Here is a 23,421-nt window from a genome sequence, read left to right on the forward strand (position 1 = left end):
CATACGATACAATAGCGATCGCCACGGCAGTACATGAAGATATTAACAAGTTTTCTGCCAGATGGTGTGTGCTTCTAGTAGCCATTACCTCAAACAAACAGAACCCAGAAGATTGTCTGATGAGTTGGTTACAAAGGTTTTTTGCGTAATAAAGTTGTAAACTTCATTACTTTTCTTTCGGTAAGTTTTTGTCATCTTATGATGACAGAATCTTCAAGATACTTATTAACTGCTGTTTGATATATAATATTTAGTTATTTTCTTGAAGCATAACAAATGTGTTTCTAGCTGGTAGGCAAAATTAATCAACCAGTTAGTGCAATAAATATTGTCTTAACTAAATTTCCAATAAAGTTGGTAGTTTTGGGAACACTAGAACATTGAATTTTTGTGAAATATTGACAATAAGCAAATTATATGATTAATAACTAACTGAAAAATTTAGAATTTTTGTAGTTATATCATGTCCGCTTGATTGCTTATTAAACCCGAAGAACCACACCCCCAACCCCTCCCCGCCTGCGGGGAGGGGAGCTAAAGCGTAGCTTTTGCGGGGTGGGGTTCTTTTATTATGGGTAATTTGGCGGACACAATACTATGTAGCATTGAATACCACTTCTGTGGTTTTTAAACTGTCCTTGACTAGCTGCTGACTTTGCCAGTTCTGCTAAATTTTGGGTGGCAATGATCGCAGTAAGAGTTGGTGTGATCGGAGGGACAATTGCTGTGCGAGTTTCTGTGACAGGCTGAGTGCAGGCAGATAGAGCAACCAAACTACAGCGTATTGCAGGTAAACGAAGTACACGGGTAGGGGCACAACATGTTGTGCCCCTACGATGATCTGCACCTTACCTTGGCGTAGCCTAAGAAGAGAAGTTGCAATCTGCTGTATTTATGCAAATAATATTAAACATTGACAATAGTTAATTAATTCATGGATAAGTAGCTGGACAAAAATATTTACAGTCAAAAAAGAGGAAAGGGGGCAGGGAGCAGGGAGCAAGGGGGAGAACCCTATAAATAAATTTAGGGGCTTGAAAACTTGGACGCATTATTTCTCGTGCAATAATCTTGAAATAAATATTTTTGCTTTTGGCCATAAATAAATTTAGGGGCTTGAAACCCAACTGGGCAGGGGAAATCCAGAATCTTTCTCCCCTGCTAGAAAGCTCCCTGCTTCCTGCTCCCCTGCCTCTTCGGTCATTGCCTACTTTTTTGGAGAATCCGTAGGGAACTAATACGGCTCGGATAAGATCCCCCGCCTGCGGTGATCCCCGATAAATTGGGGGTAAAAATCAGAAAGATTAAGCCAATTTATCGGGGGGTTGGGGGGATCTTCGAGAGATAAACATGTTAACCGAACTGTATTGCGTAGAGTCTGAAGTGTTCGCGAAGTGTCTCTATAGTTGCAATCCCAACCTACAAGCGAATAGCTTCTCTTCTCTACCTTGGGATGCGCCAACGAGACGCTTTGCGTAGCTTGCTTCTCCTACGGAGTACCTTAGACTCGCAATGATATTGTGTAATTAATTCTGTCCGACTACTTTTAATTACTCATCTTACGGCATATTTTCTAAAGTGAAAATATTCATACAAAAGTTTGACTAATTTTCTAGTTTATCATCAGCCAAAAGACGTAGGTTTTAGTCCGGATTTTCCGTATTGAAAACAGCCATAAATTATAAAAAAAGCAATGGGTAATAGGTTTTCACCCATTACCCATTACCAACTTGACAAATTTTCAGAGTAGTGTTAAAGAATTGAGATTAGATATCTAGATCGGTGAAGTTGAGTTTAGAACCATAGGTTTCGATGAATTCTCGTCTGGGTGCGACCCGATCGCCCATTAAAATTGTGAAAATGCGATCGGCCTCTGCGGCATCCTCAATTTCGACTTGCTTCATTTTGCGGCTTTCTGGGTTCATGGTGGTATCCCAGAGTTGTTGTGGCATCATTTCACCCAAACCTTTGAAGCGTTGGATGGTGTAGTTGGCATTAGCAGGAAATTTGGCGATTGTTTGAACTTTTTCGCGATCGCTATAGCAGTACTCATGATTACGTCCTCGTTCAACTTTATACAGTGGGGGACAAGCAATATAAATAAAGCCTTGTTCGATGAGCGATCGTTGATATCGATAGAAGAATGTTAACAATAAAGTCCGGATGTGTGCTCCATCTACGTCAGCGTCCGTCATGATCACTATGCGGTGATAACGCAGTTGAGTGGAATCGAATTCATCACCTTTGACACCTAAACCGAGTGCTGTAATTAACGATTGAACTTCGTTATTTTTATAGATTTTAGCGTCGTCGGTTTTTTCAATGTTGAGAATTTTACCACGTAGAGGTAAGATAGCTTGAGTGCGGCGATCGCGTCCTTGTTTGGCACTCCCACCGGCTGAATCCCCTTCCACAATGAATATCTCAGATTCGCTAGGGTCACGAGAACTGCAATCTGCCAATTTACCAGGTAATGGCGAAGATTCCAGTACTGATTTGCGCCGAACTAACTCCCGTGCATGACGGGCTGCTTCTGCGGCTTTGAAAGCTTGGATAGCTTTATCTAAAATTGAGTCTGCGATCGCCGGATGAAATTCTAGGTACTCGGTGAGGACTTCTCCCACCAAAGAATCGACAATTCCCCGCACTTCGGTGTTACCGAGTTTAGTCTTGGTTTGACCTTCAAATTCTGGGTCGGGGACTTTAACGGAAATTACGGCAGTCAGACCTTCGCGGACGTGTTCGCCACTGAGGTTAGGTTCATTCTCTTTAATTTTATTGCGCTTGCGGGCGATCGCATTTAATGTCCGAGTCAGAACTGCTTTCAACCCTTCTAAGTGCGTACCACCATCCACCGTACGAATATTGTTAGCAAAACCCAGCACATTATCCGTATAAGCATCAGTACACCATTGCAAGGAAACTTCCACTTGTACGTTGTTCCGTTCTCCCTGCACATAGATAATCTCTTCATGCAGCGGTTGCTTCTCGCGGTTCATGTAGGCGATATACTCTTTAATACCACCCCTGTACTCGTAGGTTTCTATCTTGGGTATTTCGCTTTTTAGTAGTTCCAGACGGTGGTCAGTAAAAGTAATTTTGACACCTGCATTCAGATACGCCAATTCCCGTAGGCGACCTGATAAAGTAATGTAATCAAACTCAATGCTATTAGTGAATATTTGGGTATCTGGCTTAAAAGTAACAGAAGTTCCGGTTCTAGCTTCTTTATAAGGCTTGACTTGCAGATCAGTCACTGGGATACCCCGTTCATAGCGCTGGATATGAACTTTTTTATCTCGCCAAACTGTAACTTCTACAACCTCAGATAGGGCATTAACAACAGAAATACCAACCCCGTGCAATCCTCCAGAAACTTTGTAGCCACCGCCGCCAAACTTACCACCGGCGTGCAGTACCGTCATCACGGTTTCCAAAGCCGATTTCCCGGTGCGCGAGTGAGTATCGATGGGAATACCGCGACCATCATCTGTTACAGTCACGGAACCATCAGCGTTGATATCCACCTCTATATGAGTGCAATAACCCGCCAAAGCCTCATCAATTGAATTGTCCACCACCTCGTAAACTAAATGGTGGAGTCCTCGCGGCCCAGTGGTACCGATGTACATTCCTGGTCTTTTGCGGACGGCTTCCAGACCTTCCAGAACTTGAATCTGATCGGCACTGTAACTGCTCGTCATGTAAACTCTCCTGATGCGTGGGGTTGAACTCGCCAAAAGGCAAATAAAAGTAAAAACACTCCAAGATTGTAACACAAAAGCCTTGCTGGCGTCTGTAGGGCATTTTCAAGAGAAGTTTATACAGGGGTTGCAGTCCTGTGTCAAAGGGGCAGAGGACTGGGAGAACAGGACAAGTCGGGGGAGAATAGCTTAATGACTAATGACTAATGACTAAATTAATTGTGATTTGTGGGGCGACGGCAACAGGTAAGTCGAGTTTGGCTTTGGCTTTGGCGATGCAGTTGGGTTCTGTAATTCTCAGTGCTGATTCTCGTCAAGTTTACCGTGAGTTTGATATTGGGACAGCAAAACCAACTGTGGCTGAACAAAAATTGGTGCCACACTATTTAATAGATATCTGCGATCCAATAGACACAATGACGGTAGCAGACTATCAGGAGCAAACACAAGCCTTAATTGCTTCTGTTGGTGTTACGCCACTGTTGCTAGTTGGTGGCACTGGTTTATACATCCGTTCCATTGTCCAAGGGATGAAAATTCCTCGAGTCGCACCGCAAATAGAATTGCGATCGCAGCTTGAATCTTTAGGTCAACATCAACTCTACGCAATCTTACAACAAGTTGATCCAGTTGCTGCACAAAAGATTCATGCTAATGATTCAGTGCGAACTTTAAGAGCATTAGAGGTATATTATGTTACTGGATATCCTATTTCAGGACAGCAAGGGGAGAATCCACCAAATTATCCGATTTTGCAAATTGGTTTAGATTGCGATGTTGAAAATTTGGGTGGTCGTATTCAACAGCGTACTGATGAAATGATAGCAAATGGTTTGGTTGCTGAGGTGGAGTATCTTTGTCAAAAATATGGCGCTGATTTGTCTTTATTAAATACTTTGGGTTATCAAGAGATTAAGCAATATTTGGCTGGGGATATTTCCTTGAATGAAGCGAAAGAATTAACAATTTTACATACACGGCAATTTGCCAAGCGACAACGTACTTGGTTTCGAGCATATCCACAAATTGAATGGTTTAATATAGATGCTCCAGATTTATTAGAGAAGGTCTGGCATCGGATAAATGAGTTTATAAATTGCACAAGTTCGTGAGAATTTTTTGCCAAAATGCCAAACCATATAACAACGATTTTGTTTTTCCCACCAATTTTGAGGTACTTGCACACCCAAGCTAAGAAAAACATCGGGTACAATTGCGGGTTGACCGTCTGTATGGTAAATCCCAACATTCGCTGCTGCTAAAAAACTGAATTTGATGCGGCGATATTTAGATAATAAGCTTGTCCTCATTGACTTTGGAGCAATCAAAGAAATAAGCACATTTAAAATCAATATTCAAGGACAAATCAGTAGCACAATCACCATTGGTACTCGTGATTATATGCCAAGTGAGCAATGGGAAGGGCATCCTCAGCTTTGCAGTGATATATATGCTTTAGGAATGACAGCAATCCAAGCTTTAACTGGATTACCGCCACAACAACTGCCAAAATCTCAGACTTTAGAATTAAGATGGCGCGATTATGCTGAAATTAACGATGGACTAGCGAAATTTTTGACAAAAATGGTGCAACGTGATTTCCGCCAGCGATACAAAAATGCAGCTCAGGCATTACAAGCTTTAAAACTGGCTTTATTCAATCCACAATCATCTGTTACCTCAGTAAGAATGCAAGCTCTCAAGCTAGCTCAACTAAGACTAGAATCGCCTGTCTCTTCACCAAAATTTCAATTCCTAAACCTAGCTCAACTAGCTTTAAAATTATCCATTGCCTCACTAAAGTTGGTCAAAATTGGTGGCAAGTATGGTTATATTGACCAGACAGGAAAGTTAGTTATTCAAACGCAGTTTGGCATAGCTCGAGACTTTTCCGAAGGATGGGCAGCAGTTAATATTGGTGGAAGGGAGAGCTTATTCGGTGATGGAAGTGGTGGCAAGTGGGGCTATATTGACAAAAGGGGTTCTTGGGTAATTAAGCCTATGTTTAACATGGCTTATTCTTTGAGGGATGGGCAAGCAAAGGTCGAAATTGGTGGGCAAGAGCGGATTATCGACAAAACAGGCATGTTTATTGATTAATAGTTTGTCAAGCTTTAAGCACTAATTTGCAATTGATATGATTATCATTTATTGATATCGCTTAAATGCATATCCTCCATTAATAAATACAAGTGATACGATGCCTTGTATACACCCATCCAAATTATTAGTCAAGATGAGTGCGATCGCCATCTCAGCCTATCGAATATGTATTTTTACTCCCACATCCTTTGAACTGGATATACATCAAAGACAACATCTATACTTAACAAAGGCATCTTTTCAACTATTGCCTGAGCGATTAAAATCCGGTCAAAAGGGTCGCGGTGATTGCTTGGCAAAGCTTCTAAAGCATAAATATGAGTCAATTCAATGGGTAATAGTTGTAGATTATTCACTCGCTGTTGAGTTTCGATGAAATTAGGAAGCGACGAGCTTAAATTTAGCTTACCAAGCTGAGATTTTATTTGTAATTACCAAACACTAGCCATGCTAACTACCCAAAAGTTGTTAGTATCAATTAATAAATTTCTAACTCTCTGGGATAGTTTTTCTGGGTTTCCTGCTGACCAAATAATTACGTGAGTGTCTAATAACAATTTCATCCCTCACTTTCACCTAACCAAAATTCATCAGGTAAAGGGTCATTAAAATCATCACTTATCCAAATCTTATCTTGGTTTAAACCTAGTACTCGTTTCTGCGGTGGTTGTTGGGGTTGAGCATATTTTTGTGCTAGAAATTCCACAAAATCTAGCACCTGTTGTTGCTGTTCGGGTGCTAGGGTTTGCAGCTTTGCAATTAATTTTGAGGTGGAATCTAAAATTTGGGAAGTCATTTCACTCTCTCCTGTTGAATGTCTGACTCCATGTTACTTTGACCCCAAAGTTAACATAATATTGGATTTTACCATCATTCAACGCACTTGTTAACAGATATCCCACCCTCGGTACTTAAATCATGCGATCGCACTTATTTTACATCAAATGCGTAGACGCAGAGCGGCTTATCGTCAGACATCGTTTTTTACTCACTCTTAACTGTTATTTTTGCAACAATAGTAATTAAAGCGTTCCAAAAAAGCCAGCAATACGCAATACATCTACCTTGAACTTTAAAAAACTATGCTTATCCAAGATAAAAAGCAACGCAACTGGAAACCCATTATCAAAGCATTTGAGGCTGTCCTTAGCAAAAATGGTGTTGTCCAACGCCGCGAAGAACTCATTACCTATGAATGCGATGGTTTAACTGGCTATCGCCAACGTCCAGCTGTGGTAGTATTACCCAGAACTACAGAACAAGTTGCCCAAGTGGTGAAGATATGCAATCAATATTCTATACCCTTCATAGCACGCGGTTCTGGCACTGGTCTATCTGGTGGCGCTTTACCAATGATAGACTCTGTTTTAATTGTAACCTCGTTAATGCGGCAAATCCTCAGCATTGATTTGGAAAACCAACGGGCGATTGTTCAACCAGGGGTGATTAATAGTTGGGTAACACAAGCCGTCAGTGGTGCTGGTTTTTACTACGCTCCTGACCCTTCCAGTCAAATTATCTGCTCTATTGGGGGCAACATTGCTGAAAATTCTGGTGGGGTGCATTGCCTCAAATATGGCGTCACCACTAACCACGTTTTGGGATTAAAAATTGTCACACCGTCAGGGGAAATTATCGATTTAGGCGGACAAATCCCAGAAATGCCAGGTTATGATTTAACAGGTGTATTTGTTGGTTCTGAAGGCACTTTAGGAATTGCCACAGAAATTACTTTGCGAATTCTCAAAAGTCCAGAATCAATTTGTGTGCTGTTGGCAGATTTTACTAGTATTGAAGCTGCTGGAGCAACTGTTTCTGATATCATCAGCGCCGGAATTATTCCTGCTGGTATGGAAATGATGGATAACTTTAGCATCAATGCAGTTGAAGATGTTGTAGCAACTAATTGTTATCCCCGCGATGCTACTGCTATTTTACTAATAGAAATTGACGGTTTAGAAGTGGAAGTTGCAGGAAATAAGCAGCGAGTTACCGAAATTTGTAAAAAGAATGGTGCACGTAATGTCACTTCTGCTACTGATCCAGAAACCCGATTGAAATTATGGAAAGGACGCAAAGCGGCTTTTGCTGCGGCTGGACATTTAAGTCCAGATTATTATGTCCAAGATGGTGTAATCCCCCGGACTCAGTTGCCTTATGTTTTGCACGAGATTAAGACATTAAGTGAGCAATACGGTTATCGTGTTGCTAATGTATTTCATGCTGGCGATGGCAATCTTCATCCGCTAATTCTTTATGATAATTCTGTGCCTGGAGCATTAGAGCAAGTAGAAGAAATGGGTGGAAAAATTCTCAAACTTTGTGTCGAAGTCGGTGGTAGCATTTCTGGTGAACATGGCATCGGTGAAGAGAAAAAGTGCTATATGCCACAGATGTTTAGCCAAATTGATTTAGAAACTATGCAATGGGTGCGGCAAGTTTTTAATCCTAAAGGGTTAGCAAATCCTGAAAAGATATTCCCCACACCACGAACTTGTGGAGAAGCAGCAAATGCATCGGCTATCAAGCAATTTGAAGGTGTGGAAAGATTTTAATTTTCTGCAAAGGTGCATTTACAGTTACTCTCGTTCCCTGGTAGAGCCAGGGAATGCACTTATAGGAGGCTCTGCCTCAAGTCAGTATAGGAGGCGGAGCCTGATTGCCTGTATTCCCAGCCAGAGACTGGGAACGAGAGTTTGAAGGGTGCACCTAACATCGGGAAACCACACACGGCATGGCCTGTTGTATTTCACAGAATTAGAAATAGTAAGAATTGTCTGCTAAAGCACATTTATTAATTTATATCTTGGTATAAAATCATCATTTCTCTACATCATCCGGAGGATTACAACTTTATTTTGTAGTTATATATATTCCGATCGCACTAGGTCACGCTTACAAATGAATCGGGTTACTCGCCGTGGTATTTATTACTTACTGTGTTTGGGATTAGTAGTTGCTTTAACAGTTTTCTCACTCTCTTCACTGCCAGTTTATTCCCAAAAAACAAGTCCTTTAACTACAGAAATTCGCGGCGTTTGGCTCACTAATGTTGCTAGTGGTGTACTATTTGTCCCTTGGGGTATTAACCGGGCTATAAATCAATTATCGGCTCTCAACTTTAATACAATTTATCCTGTAGTTTGGAACCGAGGACATACTTTTTATAAGAGTGCTATAGCCAAAATGACTACAGGCTCAGATACTCAACCTTTGCTCAACTTCATGCACGGTGGACAGGATGTTTTAGCAAAGATAGTGACGCTTGCTAAAAATAAAGATTTGAGAGTCATTCCCTGGTTTGAATACGGGTTCATGACGCCGCATTATTCACAATTAGCAAGGCGTTATCCTGACTGGTTGACAATTGGGCAAGAAGGTATAAACTCTATCCAAGATGCCCCACCGGAAGAAATCGACAATGTTTTGGTAAGTAAACAGGCTTGGTTGAATCCCTTACATCCACAAGTCCAAGAGTTTATCCAAGGGCTGATTTTGGAAGTAGTCAGAGATTACGATGTGGATGGTATTCAGCTTGATGACCATTTTGGGATGCCTGTACAGTTTGGTTACGATCGCTTCACTATAAAACTCTACCAGCAAGAACATCAAGGCAAAAATCCCCCTATTGATCCTTTTAACTCCGAATGGATGCGTTGGCGAGCAGACAAAATTACTGATTTTATGGCAGAAATCTATCAAGCTGTCAAGGCAGTTAAACCCAAAGTCAAAATATCTTTGTCTCCCAACTATCAAGCTTTCGCCTACAAATACTATTTGCAAGATTGGGAAAATTGGGTAAAAAAAGGTTTAGTTAATGAGTTAATTTTGCAGGTATATCTAAATGATAAAAACTCTTTTATCGCTCAACTAGAACTTCCATCTGTGAAATTAGCTCAAAGTCTAATTCCTGTAGGAATTGGTATATCAACGGGAACGGTAGGTAATCCGGTAAAAATGGCACAAGTTAGACAACAGGTTCAGATAGTGCGCGATCGCAATTTTGATGGTATCTCCTTTTTCTACTGGGAGAGTCTGTGGGGTTACATCGTACCTGAATCACCCCAACAGAGACGCAAAGGTTTTTTTGAGATGTTTAATGCTAAAACTGTCAGACTATTAAAACCAAAGAAACTTTGATGCCATTCCCGCCTGGAAATACTAGATTTGGCTTTACATTGCTGTGGACTTTCGCTACTTGTGGTGGTTTTTTATTGAGTTTACTCTTAATTGAAGTCGGTGAAAAGCCAGATGTTGGGGTAGTGGAGGCCGCTATCGGCGGATTGGCGATCGCACTTCCTCAAGGCTGTCTCCTTAAAGAACCTATATTTTGTATCAGGTGGATTTTATCAAGTCTTTTAGGTTGGAGTATTATCACCGCTATCGGTATTGGTGCCGTGGGTTGGATTGTACCTAGCACTCAGATTTTCCCTTTGAGAATCTTGTCTGGGGTGATTTATGGGGCACTTGGCGGCTTCGGGATTGGATTGGCACAATGGTTGGCAATTCCCCAGCCGATGGCATGGCGATGGATATTTGTCTCTTCAGCAAGTTGGGCTGTTGCCATACCTGTAGGTTCTGTTGTGGGAATGATTTTGCGCCGCTTGACGCAGTTATTCTTCGGCGAAGTCATAGGATTAGCTATCAGTTGGCTGCTGGTTGGTATCCTCACAGGAATGAATGCTCACAAATTGCGATGCCTGCGGCGGGCTACGCCTACGTAAGTTCCCACTCCTTTACTCTATTTCCTCTTTCCTCGGAATATTAAATAAAAATTTATTAAGAATTATAAAATTAATTGATATATACTGATGATTGCACTGAGATATATGCAATAATTTTAAAAAACTGTTAAAAATAAATTTCAGGAAGTTTGCCCTAATCTGCAAATGTATTTTCGCCTTCAAAAAGCAGGATTTGTTAAGCTGACTCCTATTAGCTTTGCTAGATTTCTGAGCAGAAGTAGAGAAAGATCCAAATTTCGATGAGCAACAGCTGACAAGACTTTGCTATAGGCGCTAAAGTGCATCTACTACAAGCGTAACTACAAGAGAGCGCCTAGAAGAGTCAGTAATACCAGACAGGGACTCTCGCATGAATATAAATCCAGCGGAATCAACTATAAAGTTGACAAAATTATCACCACCTCAAATTCTCTTCGGCACAGAAGTAGATGAGAAAAGCAGTAGCGAGCAGTTTCTACTAAGCATGTACGATTCTGTGCAGGCATCAATATTTGTAGTTGATGTGCTGGAGGACGGAGATTTTCGATATGTGGCATTAAATCCCACTCATGAGCGGTGGATAGGCATATGCTCAGACGATCTCCGAGGCAAAAAACCAGAGGATATTCTCTCCCCCATTGATGCTGCTATGGTGCGTCAGCATTATACTGATTGCGTGCGCTTCGGCAAAACTATTTCTTACGAACAATGTTTGCAATTCCAGGGAATTCCTACTTGGTGGAGTACGACTCTTACTCCACTAAGGGATACTAACTCTAGGATTTATCGACTGATTGGTACTAGTAGCAATATCACCCCGGTTAAGCAAGCCCAAGAAGCAGTCGGACTCCAGGTTGAACAAGAGCAACTGCTAGAAGCGATCGCCGGACGAATTCACCAATCTGTAGAATTAGAGACAATTCTGCATCAGACAACCAAAGAACTCCGGCAGTTTTTGAATTGCGATCGCATCCTGATTTATCGCTTCGAGCCTGATGGCAGTGGGGTATTCATTGCTGAATCAAGTGTGGCTGCAAGTGATCCACTGTTGGGAAAAAACATCACCGATCCCTGCTTCAATGGCAAACATCGAGAACACTACGGACGAGGTTGCATTCAAGTTGTTGAAGATATTTATGCAGCCGGCTTGGATTCTTGCTATATAGATTTCCTGGCATCTTTGCAGGTGAGAGCCAATCTGGTTATGCCGATTTTCAAAGAGCAAGAGATGTGGGGGCTATTGATTGCCCAGCATTGCCACCAACCGCGTCAATGGCAGCAAACAGAAACTGACTTGCTCAAGCAGTTGGCAACTCAAATCGGCATTGCTGCTGGGCAGGCAGAACTTCGTCAGCAGATTAAGCATCTTGAAGCAAAGTTGGAGTTGCAAAAACAGAAGCAGATAAATCAGTTGCAGCAAGTGCGAAACTTTGAAGCCTTGGTGCGACGCATGACAGAACAAATCCGTGACAGTCTGGATCAAACTCAGGTGTTGCAGACAGTTACCCAGGAATTAGCAGAGTTACTGAACCTTGATCGTTGCCAAATCGAACTCTATAGCAGCTGCCAAACCCTGGTTACTATTACTTACGAGTACAGCACGAACCTACCTCCGTGTCAGGGATTGACCAGACAGATTGCAGACCGTCTTGAAGTTTATCAACCTCTGTTGCAAAAACAACCATTGCAATTTTTGGAAATTTTGCCGGGATGGGAACCAAAGTTATTGGTTATCGCCCAGATGGCTTGTCCAATTTTCGATACTCAAGGGATTTTGGGAAACATTTGGTTGACAAGAGCGACACAAGAGGCTTTTGATGAATTTGAAATCGAGCTAGTGCAGCAGGTAGCAAATGAATGTGCGATCGCCATTCGTCAAGCCCAGCTTTACAAACAAACCCAGGCACAGGTAAAAGAACTAGAAAAACGCGATCGGCTCAAAAATCAATTTCTCAGAACCCTGTCCCAAGAACTGCGGACACCAATAACTAGCATCAGCCTCGCAGCCCAAACTCTCGAAAGTGTCCTCACACCAGCAGAAATATCAGATATAGAAATAGTTCCGCAACTCTTGCAGATTCTGCATAACGAGTGTGGGCGAGAAAACAAATTAATTAATGACCTACTCACACTCACATATCTCGAAGCCGAACCCGATCCCCCAACTTTGATTGCCATTGACTTACAAAGCTGGCTTCACCCTATTGTCGAGTCTTTTCGAGACCTCACCAACTGCCAGCGGCAGCATTTAAACCTGACTATTGCTCATCCACTCCCGCCTTTAGAGACAGATATCACTGATTTGGAGCGGATTGTTACCGAACTGCTCAACCATGCCTGCAAATACACCCCAGCGGGCGAATACATCACAGTTTCTACTCACCTGACAGGGGATGCAGTAGAGCTTAATATTACTAATTCTGGAATAGAGCTTACCAGCAATGAACTGTCACGGATATTTGAGCCTTTCTATCACCTTTCCAAACATGATCCTTGGAAACATAGCGGCACTGGACTGGAATTGGCATTAGTGCAGAAAATGGTCAGACATTTAGGCGGCTCAATTTATGTAAAGAGTGCAACAGGTCAAACTACGTTCACCGTCAAATTCCCCCTTTAATTTCTTTTTTGGGCGTGGCACTAGTTAAATTGCCAGAAGTCTGCTATGATTGTTATTCGTGTGGGTGACTAGCTCAACGGTAGAGCAGTAGACTCTTAATCTATTGGTTGCGGGTTCAAATCCCTCGTCACCCATCCTTTCCAGCTCTCTAAATTTATCTTTGACTAAATCTTGACTAAATTGAGTTTGCGGCGACCTCTCAAAGCCGCATTGCTCAAGGATAAACGCCACTGAAGCTTTGACTAATTTAAACAAAAACGTCTACTGTCCAGTGGAATATTTAGCGTGTCCACTGCACAGTTAAAATGTGACTTTAAGGGAATTTGATTTATACTTTTAGCCCAAAAACTATAAATCACTGGCTTAGAATTATACTTAAATGACAAAATGGGACTTTTGTCTCTATTAAAACTTTTCTATATGAGGCTCTTGCTAAATTATGACAGCACGAAGTTTTATTTCAACTTCCCGTTCTAATACAGCTTATATTGCTCGTGCTTGGGATACGCATAAAGAATTAGAAGAAACAGAAAAACGGGGATTTTATCAGTTTTTTTATTTAACGATTTGTGGACATATTGAGAGCATCCTATCTTCAGCCATTAATGCAAGACTTTTTTCCATAAAAAGCTTAATGCCGTGGGATAATATTCCCCCAATTAATTATATGGAAAATGATATCCCCTGTTTGTGTGACCAAAAAATTGTTGTTGAATCTCTTTTAGAACTTATTTCGGTAATTGAAAATGAAACTGAAAATGCACCTCTTAATAAGCTTATTGAGCTTTACAATAGAATATTTGAGAAAAAGTTAAGTCAATTAATAGGTAAAGAACTTAATGAAGATTTAATTGCTGTGGCTTCACTACGTAATCTATTTGGCCATGGACGCAATTTATTTCTAGAATTTAAAATGAATAATGTTGATGGTTATACCTCTACGATTGATGGAGAACTAACGCTGGACTCCAATCCACTGCAAAAGGCATTTAACAGACTATCTTGTGCAAAGATTATTAAAAAACCTAGTAGTTTTAATTTTCAAAATCACCATGAGCTTCTTTTGTCATTTTACAATGATGATGCATTTTTGTATTTTTATAGAGCTATTCAAGAAATTGAGGAAAAGTTGAAAAACTCAATTGAATTCCCTCCAGAAAAATTCATAAGGTATTTTGTAGACTTACCAGATTTAGAAGTCTAACAAGTATATAAATCAATATAAAATTGCACTACTTAAGCTATACGATGTGTAATTATTACGGAGAGAAAGGATTGAACCAATACTCCCTAATTGTATAGAGTGAATCCCCAGAGGCACAAGTCAAGTAATAATACTCAGCTTATAGTGATAACAAGGGAATTTTACTAAATTGTATGGACAGAAGCAAATTTGAATCTGTAATAGAAGGGCTTTAGAATTATTGCGCTTACCATAAAATAATTTTTATGGCTGAGACTCAGTTAGAAATTGATGGTTCAATTATTTGTCTCCCTCTACAATAAACTTCGACAGGAATTAAAGTCGCAAAGATTGAAAAATATCAATGATTCTCCTACCAATGAACCGAATCATTATGAGTTGGAAGTAGGCAGCTAAACTAACTCCACTGAGGAAGCACCGAAACGATAGCCTTTGCCGTAGACTGTGTGAATCAGCGCAGTTTCTCTACCTACCTCAATCTTACGACGCAGCAAACGAATTAATGCCGCGATCGCATTACTATTGGGTTGTTCTTCTTGCCACAAATTTTGCATAATCTGGGCATGAGTCATTAGTTGTCCAGTATGTTCCATAAAATATTGCAACAACTGGCTTTCTTTTTGCGATAGCTCAATTATTCGTCCTTGGCGATAGGCTACTTGATTTTCACAATCGAGTTCTAAATCAGCGACAGTTAGGCGTCCGGTAGTGGTTTCATAGGTTTGGGAACCGGAACGACGCAATAAAGCACGGACTCTGGCTAATAACTCCTGCAGTTCAAAAGGTTTAACCAAATAGTCGTCAGCACCAGCATCTAAACCTTGTACACGGTCATTTAGAGTATCCTTGGCTGTGAGAAACAGTACGGGAGTGGTTTTGCCTTGGCGTCGCAATTGTTGACAAATCTCTAACCCCGTTTTTCCTGGCAGCATCCAATCTAAAATTAGTAGATCATAACTGCCTACTTGTGCATGTTCGCTGCCACTTGTGCCATCGTAAGTGGCATCCACAGTGTAACCCTCGCGAGTTAATAAGCGACTCAGGGGTTCAGTTAGTTCAACTTCATCATCAACTAATAAAATTCTCATCCTGCTTGTGGTAAGCATATAGAGATATTCTTAATATTATTCAACTGCTGGGACGCTAAGGATACTAAGAAAAAGAATGCTGACTGTTGCATTGCCAAAAGGGGAACTACTTAAAAATAGCATCCGCCTGCTACAATCCGTGGGATTAGACTTTAGTGCTTTTTTAGATTCAGGAAATCGCCAACTTCAAATTTTTGACACTAAGGGACAAGCGAAAGCTTTGCTGGTGCGGGCGCAGGATGTACCCGTTTATGTGGAATATGGTCAAGCACAACTGGGTATTGTTGGTTACGATGTGCTGCGGGAGAAGCAGCCGCAAGTTGCCCACTTGATGGATTTGCAGTTTGGACATTGTCGGATGTCGGTGGCGGTAAAAGCATCTAGTTCTTACCGATCGCCTTTAGATTTATCACCGCATGGTAGAGTTGCTTCCAAGTATGTAAATTGCGCTCGTGAATATTTCCACAATCTGGATTTACCTGTGGAAATAGTGCCATTGTATGGTTCAGTAGAATTAGGCCCGATTACTGGAATGTCAGAAGCGATCGTGGATTTGGTTTCCACAGGGCGGACTTTGCGCGAAAATGGTTTGATTGAAATCGCTACTCTGTATGAAAGCACAGCGCGGTTAATTGCCCATCCTCTGAATTACCGCCTGAACACGGGTAATCTAAGTGATGTGATAGCCAAGCTGCGGTCAGTCGTTTTGGTAGGGGTTTAACAGTAACCTTTTTAAGGTGAGCATATGTACTATCAGGGTTTTTACGGCATTTCAGGCATCGGCTGGAATTGAACAAAGAATTATCGCCTGAGCCAAAATACCAAAATTGGGTTAAAATACGATTTATTTCATAGTACAAACGTTCACTTTGAAAGGGCTAGTCCTAATACAGTTTTTGTAAATTGGTAAGTAAGTCAGCGTAAATAATTATCGTTGGGATAAGGCAGAAGGCAAGAGGCAGGAGGGAAAAGGGTTTTAGCTTCGTTTACTTTTCTTATTTAAAGCAGAGATGTTTTGCTTTAGTTTTATATCACTCTTTTTCTTGCAAAATTACGCAGATGTTGAATCTCAACAATAATAATGTGGATTTGGCATTTTGACAAAATTTAACAGACTTCCCTGAACAGCTAGAGGCGAGGAAAAGACTAACAATTATTAAAAAAGGTTAAGCTATTCTTGAGATAGCCACGCTCTTAACTGAATATTATATTTAGATTGTTTAATAAAAGTTAATGAAAGCTGGACACATTGATACAGAAGTGGCGAGGCTAGAAGCGCTGCGGCAGTATCAAATTCTTGACACTGAACCCGAAGAAGCCTACGACAATCTGGCTCAATTAGCGGCATCTATTTGTGGCACTCCCATATCCTTGGTAAATTTCATTGATGAAAACCGTCAATGGTTTAAGGCAAAAGTCGGTTTAGATGTATCAGAAATGCCCCGGAGTGTTGGGTTCTCTTACCTTTGCCAAGAGCAGCGTAACGTTGTAGTGGTTTTGGATACCTTAGCTGATGAAAAATTGGCCAATAATCCGGTAGTAACTGGCTATCCCTATGTGCGGTTTTATGCAGGTGTACCCCTGATTACCCCGAAGGGAGATATGCTAGGAACTCTGTGTGTAATTGACCAAGTTCCACGACAATTGAGTCAAAAACAAATAGAGGCGCTTGTAGCTCTGAGTCGCCTGGTAATCGACCAACTAGAACTCAGGAGTCATGTAGCTGAAGTATCTCAAATTACTGAGAAACTATTGGCACACGAGCAAGCAGCCCACGCCCAGTCTGAAGCCGCCAGAACCCGCATTGCTAATTTGCTCGAAAGCATCACTGATGGTTTTTTTGCCCTAGATAAAAAGTGGCGATTCACCTACATTAATGGTCAAGCAGAACGGCTTTTGCAAAAAACTCAGTATGAGCTTTTGGGTAAAAACATTTGGCAGGTGTTTCCAGAAATCATCGGCACAACATTCCATCGTGAGTATCACAGGGCAATCTTAGAACAGGTGAGTGTGGAATTTGAGGAGTTTTATCCGCCACAGAAGTGCTGGCTTCAAATCCACGCCTATCCTGCAAAAGACGGCTTGTCTGTTTATTTCCAAGACATTACTGAACGACGGAAAACAGCAGAAGCACTACGAGAGAGTGAAGAACGCTGGCAATTAGCATTACATGGTAATAATGATGGTATTTGGGACTGGAACCTGAAGACTAATGAAGTGTTCTTCTCAACTCAGTGGAAGGAAATGCTCGGCTATAAAGACCACGAAGTTTCCCACGATTGGGATGAATGGACAAAACGAATCCATCCCGATGAGCGAGATAGGGTACTTCAAGCTTTCCAAGACCACTTTGCCAAGAAAACACCGTTTTACGTTTGTGAATATCGAGTCCAGTGCCAAGACGGCAGCTATAAGTGGATTCTAGATCGAGGACAGGCACTTTGGGACGCATTGGGTGATATAGTGCGGATGGTAGGTTCTTATACTGATATCACAGATGTCTACGACGAGCTTCGCTTACGCAAGCGGGTAGAAGAGGAATTAAAGCAGCAGAATCTGCGATCGCAACTATTTGCCGAAATCACCCTGAAAATTCGAGAATCTTTACAAATAGACGAAATTCTTCAAACTACGGTTACTGAGGTACAAAAACTATTACAAGCTGACCGAGTTTTTATTTTTCAACTGTGGCCTGATGGTTCGGGAACAGTGGTGCAAGAGGCGGTGCTGCCTGGTTGGCGGGTAATTCTAGGAGAAAATATTTTCGACCCCTGCTTTAAAGCAGAATACCTAGAAAGATATCGCCAAGGAAGAATCAGTGCCATTGAAGACATTGAAGCTGCTCATATCCAACCATGTCATCGAGAATTTCTTCAGCAATTTGCTGTCAGGGCTAACCTCGTAGTGCCGATTCTTGTCAGGGAAGGTATTTGGGGCTTGTTAGTGGCTCATCAGTGTGCCGCACCTCGACAGTGGAATAACTTTGAGACGGAGTTGTTACAGCAACTAGGTAACCAAATTGGGATTGCTTTATCTCAAGCGCAACTATTAGAACAAGAAACCCGCCAAAGTCAGGAGCTTGCCCGTTCCAATGCAGAATTGGAACAGTTTGCCTATGTGGCTTCCCATGACTTGCAAGAGCCGTTGCGGATGGTCACGAGTTATTTACAATTGCTTGAGCGAAAATATAAAAATCAACTGGATGCGAATGCTGATCAGTTTATCACCTATGCAGTAGATGGGGCCCGGCGGATGCAGACGCTAATCAACGATTTGTTGAACTATTCCCATGTCAGCAGTCGGGGACAGCCATTTATACTAGTTGATTGTAATGTTGTTTTACAGGGGGCGATCGCTAATCTTCAACTGGCGATTGCCGATAGTAAAGCAGTTGTCACTCATGATCCTCTACCTGAAGTAATGGCTGATGCTACCCAACTGACACAAGTATTTCAAAACCTGATCGCCAACGCAATCAAATTTTGCCGTCATCAGCAGCCACGAATTCACATTGGAGTAGCAAAGCCAGGTGCAAATCTAGATCGGGAAAGTTTAAATGTTATCCCGTCGGCAGATGAATGGTTATTCTGGGTGCGTGATAATGCTATTGGTTTAGAATCCCAGTATGCTGAACGAATTTTTATAATTTTTCAGCGCTTGCATGGTAGAGGTAAGTATCCCGGTACTGGAATTGGTCTAGCAATTTGTAAAAAAATTATAGAACGCCACGGCGGCCGGATTTGGGTTGAGTCGAAACCGGATCAAGGCTCGACTTTCTACTTCACAATTCCAGATAGAGATATTAAGCAATCATAAGCACCATAAGAGGGATTATGCCTATTCAGGTTTTGTTAGTAGAAGACAATCCTGGCGATGCCCAACTCACACGGATCGCCCTAGAAGATAGCAAAATCCCAATCCACTTGAATGTAGTCGAAGATGGTGTAGAGGCAATGGCATTCTTGCGAAAACAGGAAAAATATGTCAAAGCAGCCCATCCAGATATTGTGTTGCTCGATTTCAACCTGCCCAGAAAAGATGGGCGGGAGGTACTGGCAGAAATTAAAGGAGATGAAAACCTCAAAAGAATTCCTGTAGTCGTCCTCACGACTTCCCAAGCTCAAGAAGACATCCTCAAAGCTTATAATTTATCTGCAAACTGTTATATAACTAAGCCAGTAGATTTCGATCAATTCGTTAAAATTGTCCAATCAATAGAAAATTTTTGGTTTGCGATCGTAAAACTGCCACCGGAGTAATGAAAATGGCAGGTACAAATATTAAAGTTTTATTAGTAGAAGATAACCCTGGTGATGTCTTTTTATTACAGGAGTTTTTAAAGGAAGTTACTACAGTTGTAGTTGATTTGATGCCTGTTGTGCGGCTTTCGGAAGCACTCAACTACCTAGCAAAGGAAATTTTTGATGTAATTTTGTTAGACCTCTCGCTGCCAGATGGCCAGGGACTGGAAACCTTTGTGATCACTCATAATCAGGCAAAAGCCACTCCGATAATTGTGCTTACGGGTATAGACGATGAAACCCTGGCAATTAGGGCAATGCAGCAAGGAGCGCAGGATTATTTGGTGAAAGGGCAAGTAACTGGCGATTTGCTGGTGCGCTCAATGCGTTATGCGATCGAGCGTCAACGGGCAGACAACGCACTGCGACAGAGTGAGGAACGATTTCGGGTTGCCCTGAAAAACTCTCCAATCTTTGTCTACAACCAAGATAGGGAGTTACGCTACACCTGGGTTTACAATCCCTCCTATGGATTGACGGTTGAGGAAATATTGGGCAAACAAGACTTAGATATCATCCCAGCCGAAGATGCTCAACGTTTAATTACAATTAAACGTGGGGTGCTAACCACTGGCATCGGAACGCGAGAGGAAGTATCAATTACAATCAAAGATACAACTCGATATTACGACTTAACTGTCGAGCCATTGCGGAATGAGTCGCAAGAAGTTGTTGGTGTGACTTGTGCCAGTATCGATATTAGCGAACAGCAAGCGGCGCTACGCGAACAGCAAGCTGCGCTACGCGATCGCAAATTGGCACAAGAAAAAATCCGTGAACAAGCAGCATTACTTGATGTCACCACAGATGCCATTTGTGTGCGAGATTTAAACAATCAAATTATCTTTTGGAATAAAGGCGCAGAAACACTTTTCGGGTGGCGAGCTACAGAGGCTTGGGGTAAAAATGCTAGTGAGCTTTTGTTTGATGAACCTTCACCGGAAATCGAAGCGGCTCTGTTGCAAGTTATTAGTAAAGGTAAGTGGCAAGGTGAGTTAACTAAACTTACTAAAACTGACAAAGAAATCCTTGTTGCTAGTCGCTGGAGTCTGGTATGCGATGAACAAGGCAAACCCAAATCAATTCTCACCGTTGACACAGATATTACCGAGAAAAAACTCTTAGAAGCCCAATTGTTTCGTGCTCAACGCCTGGAAAGTATTGGCACTCTAGCTAGTGGCATTGCTCACGACCTGAACAATATCCTGACACCGATTTTGGCAGGAGCGCAACTATTACCACTGAAATTTCCCAATGTAGATGAGCGGACTCGCCATCTACTGGAGATTTTGGAAATCAACGCTAGACGCGGCGCTGATTTAGTCAAACAAGTGCTGTCCTTTGCGCGAGGTGTAGAAGGGAAGCGGATCACTTTGCAACTCAGGCATTTGATAGTGGAACTTGCCAAAATTCTCAAAGAGACATTTCCCAAATCCATAGAAGTTATCACTGATGTACCGCAAGATTTGTGGATGGTTTCTGGAGATAGCACCCAACTGCATCAAGTACTGATGAACCTCTGCGTTAACGCCCGCGATGCTATGGGCAATGGCGGTAGTTTGAGTATCTCTGCCGAGAATCTGTTGATTGACGAAAATTATGCCCGGATGAATCTGGAAGCTAAAGAGGGGCCTTACATAGTGATTACTGTCTTTGATACTGGAGTTGGAATTCCTAGAGAAATCTTAGATAGAATTTTTGAGCCATTCTTTACCACAAAAGATGTCGGAAAAGGCACAGGATTAGGACTTTCCACTGTACTTGGGATTATTAAAAGTCACGGAGGTTTTGTAACCGTGTATAGCGAACCGGAAAGTGGCACTAGCTTTAAGGTTTACTTGCCAGCAGTGGAGGGAATGGAAACACTCAGCCTTGAAGATATGCCACCACAGACAGGACATGGAGAATTGATTTTGGTTGTGGATGATGAAACTGCCATTCAAGAGATTACCAGAATATCATTGGAAGCTCACAACTACAAAACCATAATTGCCAGTGATGGCATTGAGGCGATCGCGCTATACGCTCAAAATAGGGATAAAATTAGTGCCGTACTGATAGACATTATGCTGCCCTCGCTGGATGGTTTAACTGCCATCCGTACTATGCAAAAAATCAACCCCAAAGTCAGAATTATTGCCAGCAGTGGACTTATGTCAGACAATAAGTTAAATGCAGTAGCTGCCATTGGTGTGAATACGTTTTTGTCCAAGCCCTATACTGTCAACGAATTATTGCTTTCTTTACAGAAAGTACTATCGTGAGTTAAGTAATGACATCAGCAACCTGATAGCCGTAAGAACAAAAGACTGCTTTATTGATGTGGGTGCGAATTGCCTGGATTTGATATGATTGAGCCTCGGTTAATACATTTCTCTTACCGATATCTTACAACGCTGGCTAAATCAATATGCCTCGGTTTCTCAAGTTAATTATCAATATAGTAGTCTTGGGAGCATTGTTAGTCATATCTGTGCAAGTTTGGGCACAAGATTGGCGTCCGGTTCGCGGTGGTATCCCTTTCGGTATCAGTGGTATAGCTTTGATAGAGCAGCAAAGCAATACGCTGAATTTTCTGATTGTCCATGACAACAAACAAAAAAACCAAGGTCGTTTAGCAATCATCAGCATTAAGGGTAAGAACCAACCTGAATATTTCCCATTGAACTGGCCAAGTAACACAGAATTGCCCATCGACTTAGAAGCTTTAACATCTGTTCCAAAGAAAACAAAATCCTTTTTTATTGCTTTAAGCAGTACTGGAAAAGCTTATTGCATCAGATTAGAGCCTGGTAATAAGACCATCTCGGTTCTCAAGGAATTCAATCTTCCAGGAATTATTCAAGGAAATAATTTTGAAGCATTTGGATTACAAAATATAGACGGCAAATTAGTTGCTATTTGGGGACATCGCGGTGAAGGAGAACAACCAGCAACTATTTTTTGGGGAATATTTGACTTGGCTAAATATCAAATTACTCTCGCAGGTTCTGCCAATCTGAAAGTACCGTTTCCATCTGGCAACGTGCGTCATATTTCAGATATTAAGGTAGACCCCGTAGGAATTGTGTACATCACCTCAGCAAGTGATGCCGGAGATGATGGGCCATTTCAGTCAGCTGTGTATGTCGCTGGTTATCTGGGATTGCATGGTGACAAAATTGCATGGCGGCAAAATCCTCAACTTGTTCCCTTCTACCGCTCTAATTACCACAAAATTGAAGGTATAGAACTTGTTCCCGGTGCAGAAGGCGGTGTAGTGGTTGGTACAGATGACGAGAATTTGGGTTCCTATGTATACATTGTGGGTGGAAGTAGTTGAACAATGCTGCTTGCTAGAGAAACTCAGAGGGCGACAATCATCGTTTTTTCTAGACCTGATAAAGGTTTAAAGGTACAGATCAAAACTAAGATTTAGGAGTAGCATCTAGTAAGCAAGATTTATACTGATACCAATTCTTTGGAAATAATCATGAACCCCAAGACTTATAAAAAACTAGTTGTCAAACAGTTAAGCCGAGATTTTAGAATTTTGAGAAAAGCTGGTTTATTTGCGACCGCAAATAAACCAGCTTTTAATAACGGTATTTTATATTTTGAAGATTTTGTCAATGTTTTAGGGCGATCGCAACTTGGTGTAGGTGACCATTATCTTATTGATAACGGTCAGTGATTAA

The 23,421-nt window shown here is 41.6% G+C and carries 18 protein-coding genes, 1 tRNA gene and 1 pseudogene; 14 read left to right on the forward strand and 6 right to left on the reverse strand.

Annotated elements, in window-relative coordinates:
• Window positions 1-569 precede the first annotated feature (569 nt).
• Both V7K48_RS27950 and gyrB read right to left on the reverse strand, forming a co-directional pair.
• Window positions 570-773 carry a hypothetical protein gene (locus V7K48_RS27950; RefSeq protein ID WP_335077456.1) on the reverse strand — a complete coding sequence of 68 codons (204 nt, stop codon included), beginning with the start codon at window positions 771-773 and terminating at the stop codon, window positions 570-572.
• Window positions 774-1,766: 993 nt separating this feature from the next.
• Window positions 1,767-3,704, reverse strand: coding sequence for a DNA topoisomerase (ATP-hydrolyzing) subunit B (gyrB, locus tag V7K48_RS27955; RefSeq protein ID WP_335077458.1), 1,938 nt, complete (start codon window positions 3,702-3,704; stop codon window positions 1,767-1,769).
• Between the two features lie 206 nt (window positions 3,705-3,910).
• Here gyrB and miaA point away from each other — a divergent pair, with 206 nt between their 5' ends.
• On the forward strand, window positions 3,911-4,816 hold the full coding sequence (gene miaA, locus V7K48_RS27960) for a tRNA (adenosine(37)-N6)-dimethylallyltransferase MiaA (RefSeq protein WP_335077460.1): 906 nt from the start codon (window positions 3,911-3,913) through the stop codon (window positions 4,814-4,816).
• Window positions 4,817-4,822: 6 nt separating this feature from the next.
• Here miaA and V7K48_RS27965 read toward each other — a convergent pair.
• Window positions 4,823-4,972: pseudogene (locus tag V7K48_RS27965) on the reverse strand (Uma2 family endonuclease); the annotation flags it as partial.
• 7 nt (window positions 4,973-4,979) lie between these two features.
• On the opposite strand from V7K48_RS27965, the gene V7K48_RS35190 reads away from it, so the two are divergent.
• Window positions 4,980-5,804 carry a WG repeat-containing protein gene (locus V7K48_RS35190; RefSeq protein ID WP_442949483.1) on the forward strand — a complete coding sequence of 275 codons (825 nt, stop codon included), beginning with the start codon at window positions 4,980-4,982 and terminating at the stop codon, window positions 5,802-5,804.
• A gap of 176 nt (window positions 5,805-5,980) precedes the next feature.
• On the opposite strand, the gene V7K48_RS27975 is transcribed toward V7K48_RS35190, so the two are convergent.
• Together V7K48_RS27975 and vapB are read right to left on the reverse strand one after the other, a co-directional pair.
• Window positions 5,981-6,232: a type II toxin-antitoxin system VapC family toxin gene (locus tag V7K48_RS27975; protein WP_335077617.1), complete on the reverse strand. Its 252-nt coding sequence runs from the start codon at window positions 6,230-6,232 to the stop codon at window positions 5,981-5,983.
• A gap of 134 nt (window positions 6,233-6,366) precedes the next feature.
• Entirely contained in the window at window positions 6,367-6,603 is a 237-nt protein-coding gene (gene vapB / locus V7K48_RS27980; RefSeq protein WP_335077462.1) for a type II toxin-antitoxin system VapB family antitoxin, read from the reverse strand.
• Between the two features lie 286 nt (window positions 6,604-6,889).
• Here vapB and glcD point away from each other — a divergent pair, with 286 nt between their 5' ends.
• The 6 genes from glcD to V7K48_RS28010 all read left to right on the forward strand — a co-directional run bounded on the left by glcD (window position 6,890) and on the right by V7K48_RS28010 (window position 14,355).
• Window positions 6,890-8,362, forward strand: coding sequence for a glycolate oxidase subunit GlcD (gene glcD / locus V7K48_RS27985; RefSeq protein WP_335077464.1), 1,473 nt, complete (start codon window positions 6,890-6,892; stop codon window positions 8,360-8,362).
• A gap of 346 nt (window positions 8,363-8,708) precedes the next feature.
• Window positions 8,709-9,947: a glycoside hydrolase family 10 protein gene (locus V7K48_RS27990; RefSeq protein WP_335077466.1), complete on the forward strand. Its 1,239-nt coding sequence runs from the start codon at window positions 8,709-8,711 to the stop codon at window positions 9,945-9,947.
• Window positions 9,947-10,531: a hypothetical protein gene (locus tag V7K48_RS27995; RefSeq protein WP_335077468.1), complete on the forward strand. Its 585-nt coding sequence runs from the start codon at window positions 9,947-9,949 to the stop codon at window positions 10,529-10,531. Before V7K48_RS27990 ends, V7K48_RS27995 begins: the two co-directional genes overlap by 1 nt.
• 370 nt (window positions 10,532-10,901) lie before the next feature.
• A complete protein-coding gene (locus V7K48_RS28000; RefSeq protein ID WP_335077470.1) occupies window positions 10,902-13,151 on the forward strand; it encodes a sensor histidine kinase in 2,250 nt (749 codons plus the stop codon).
• Window positions 13,152-13,213: 62 nt separating this feature from the next.
• Window positions 13,214-13,285, forward strand: a tRNA-Lys gene (locus tag V7K48_RS28005).
• A 305-nt stretch (window positions 13,286-13,590) separates the two neighbouring features.
• Complete coding sequence (locus V7K48_RS28010) at window positions 13,591-14,355, forward strand: hypothetical protein (protein ID WP_335077472.1); 765 nt, start codon at window positions 13,591-13,593, stop codon at window positions 14,353-14,355.
• Window positions 14,356-14,747: 392 nt separating this feature from the next.
• Here V7K48_RS28010 and rppA read toward each other — a convergent pair whose 3' ends face one another.
• Window positions 14,748-15,443: a two-component system response regulator RppA gene (gene rppA / locus V7K48_RS28015; RefSeq protein WP_335077474.1), complete on the reverse strand. Its 696-nt coding sequence runs from the start codon at window positions 15,441-15,443 to the stop codon at window positions 14,748-14,750.
• Between the two features lie 76 nt (window positions 15,444-15,519).
• Between rppA and hisG the strand changes: the two genes are divergently transcribed.
• The 6 genes from hisG to V7K48_RS28045 all read left to right on the forward strand — a co-directional run bounded on the left by hisG (window position 15,520) and on the right by V7K48_RS28045 (window position 23,417).
• Window positions 15,520-16,164, forward strand: coding sequence for an ATP phosphoribosyltransferase (hisG, locus tag V7K48_RS28020; RefSeq protein ID WP_335077476.1), 645 nt, complete (start codon window positions 15,520-15,522; stop codon window positions 16,162-16,164).
• Window positions 16,165-16,676: 512 nt separating this feature from the next.
• Complete coding sequence (locus V7K48_RS28025) at window positions 16,677-19,259, forward strand: GAF domain-containing protein (protein ID WP_335077478.1); 2,583 nt, start codon at window positions 16,677-16,679, stop codon at window positions 19,257-19,259.
• A 17-nt stretch (window positions 19,260-19,276) separates the two neighbouring features.
• A complete protein-coding gene (locus V7K48_RS28030) occupies window positions 19,277-19,702 on the forward strand; it encodes a response regulator (RefSeq protein ID WP_335077480.1) in 426 nt (141 codons plus the stop codon).
• 5 nt (window positions 19,703-19,707) lie between these two features.
• Window positions 19,708-22,008, forward strand: coding sequence for a hybrid sensor histidine kinase/response regulator (locus tag V7K48_RS28035; RefSeq protein ID WP_335077483.1), 2,301 nt, complete (start codon window positions 19,708-19,710; stop codon window positions 22,006-22,008).
• 146 nt (window positions 22,009-22,154) lie between these two features.
• A complete protein-coding gene (locus V7K48_RS28040; protein ID WP_335077485.1) occupies window positions 22,155-23,066 on the forward strand; it encodes a hypothetical protein in 912 nt (303 codons plus the stop codon).
• A gap of 150 nt (window positions 23,067-23,216) precedes the next feature.
• Window positions 23,217-23,417, forward strand: coding sequence for a hypothetical protein (locus tag V7K48_RS28045; protein ID WP_335077487.1), 201 nt, complete (start codon window positions 23,217-23,219; stop codon window positions 23,415-23,417).
• Window positions 23,418-23,421 lie beyond the last annotated feature (4 nt).

This window comes from Nostoc sp. (assembly GCF_036919615.1).
Lineage (GTDB): Bacteria > Cyanobacteriota > Cyanobacteriia > Cyanobacteriales > Nostocaceae > Nostoc.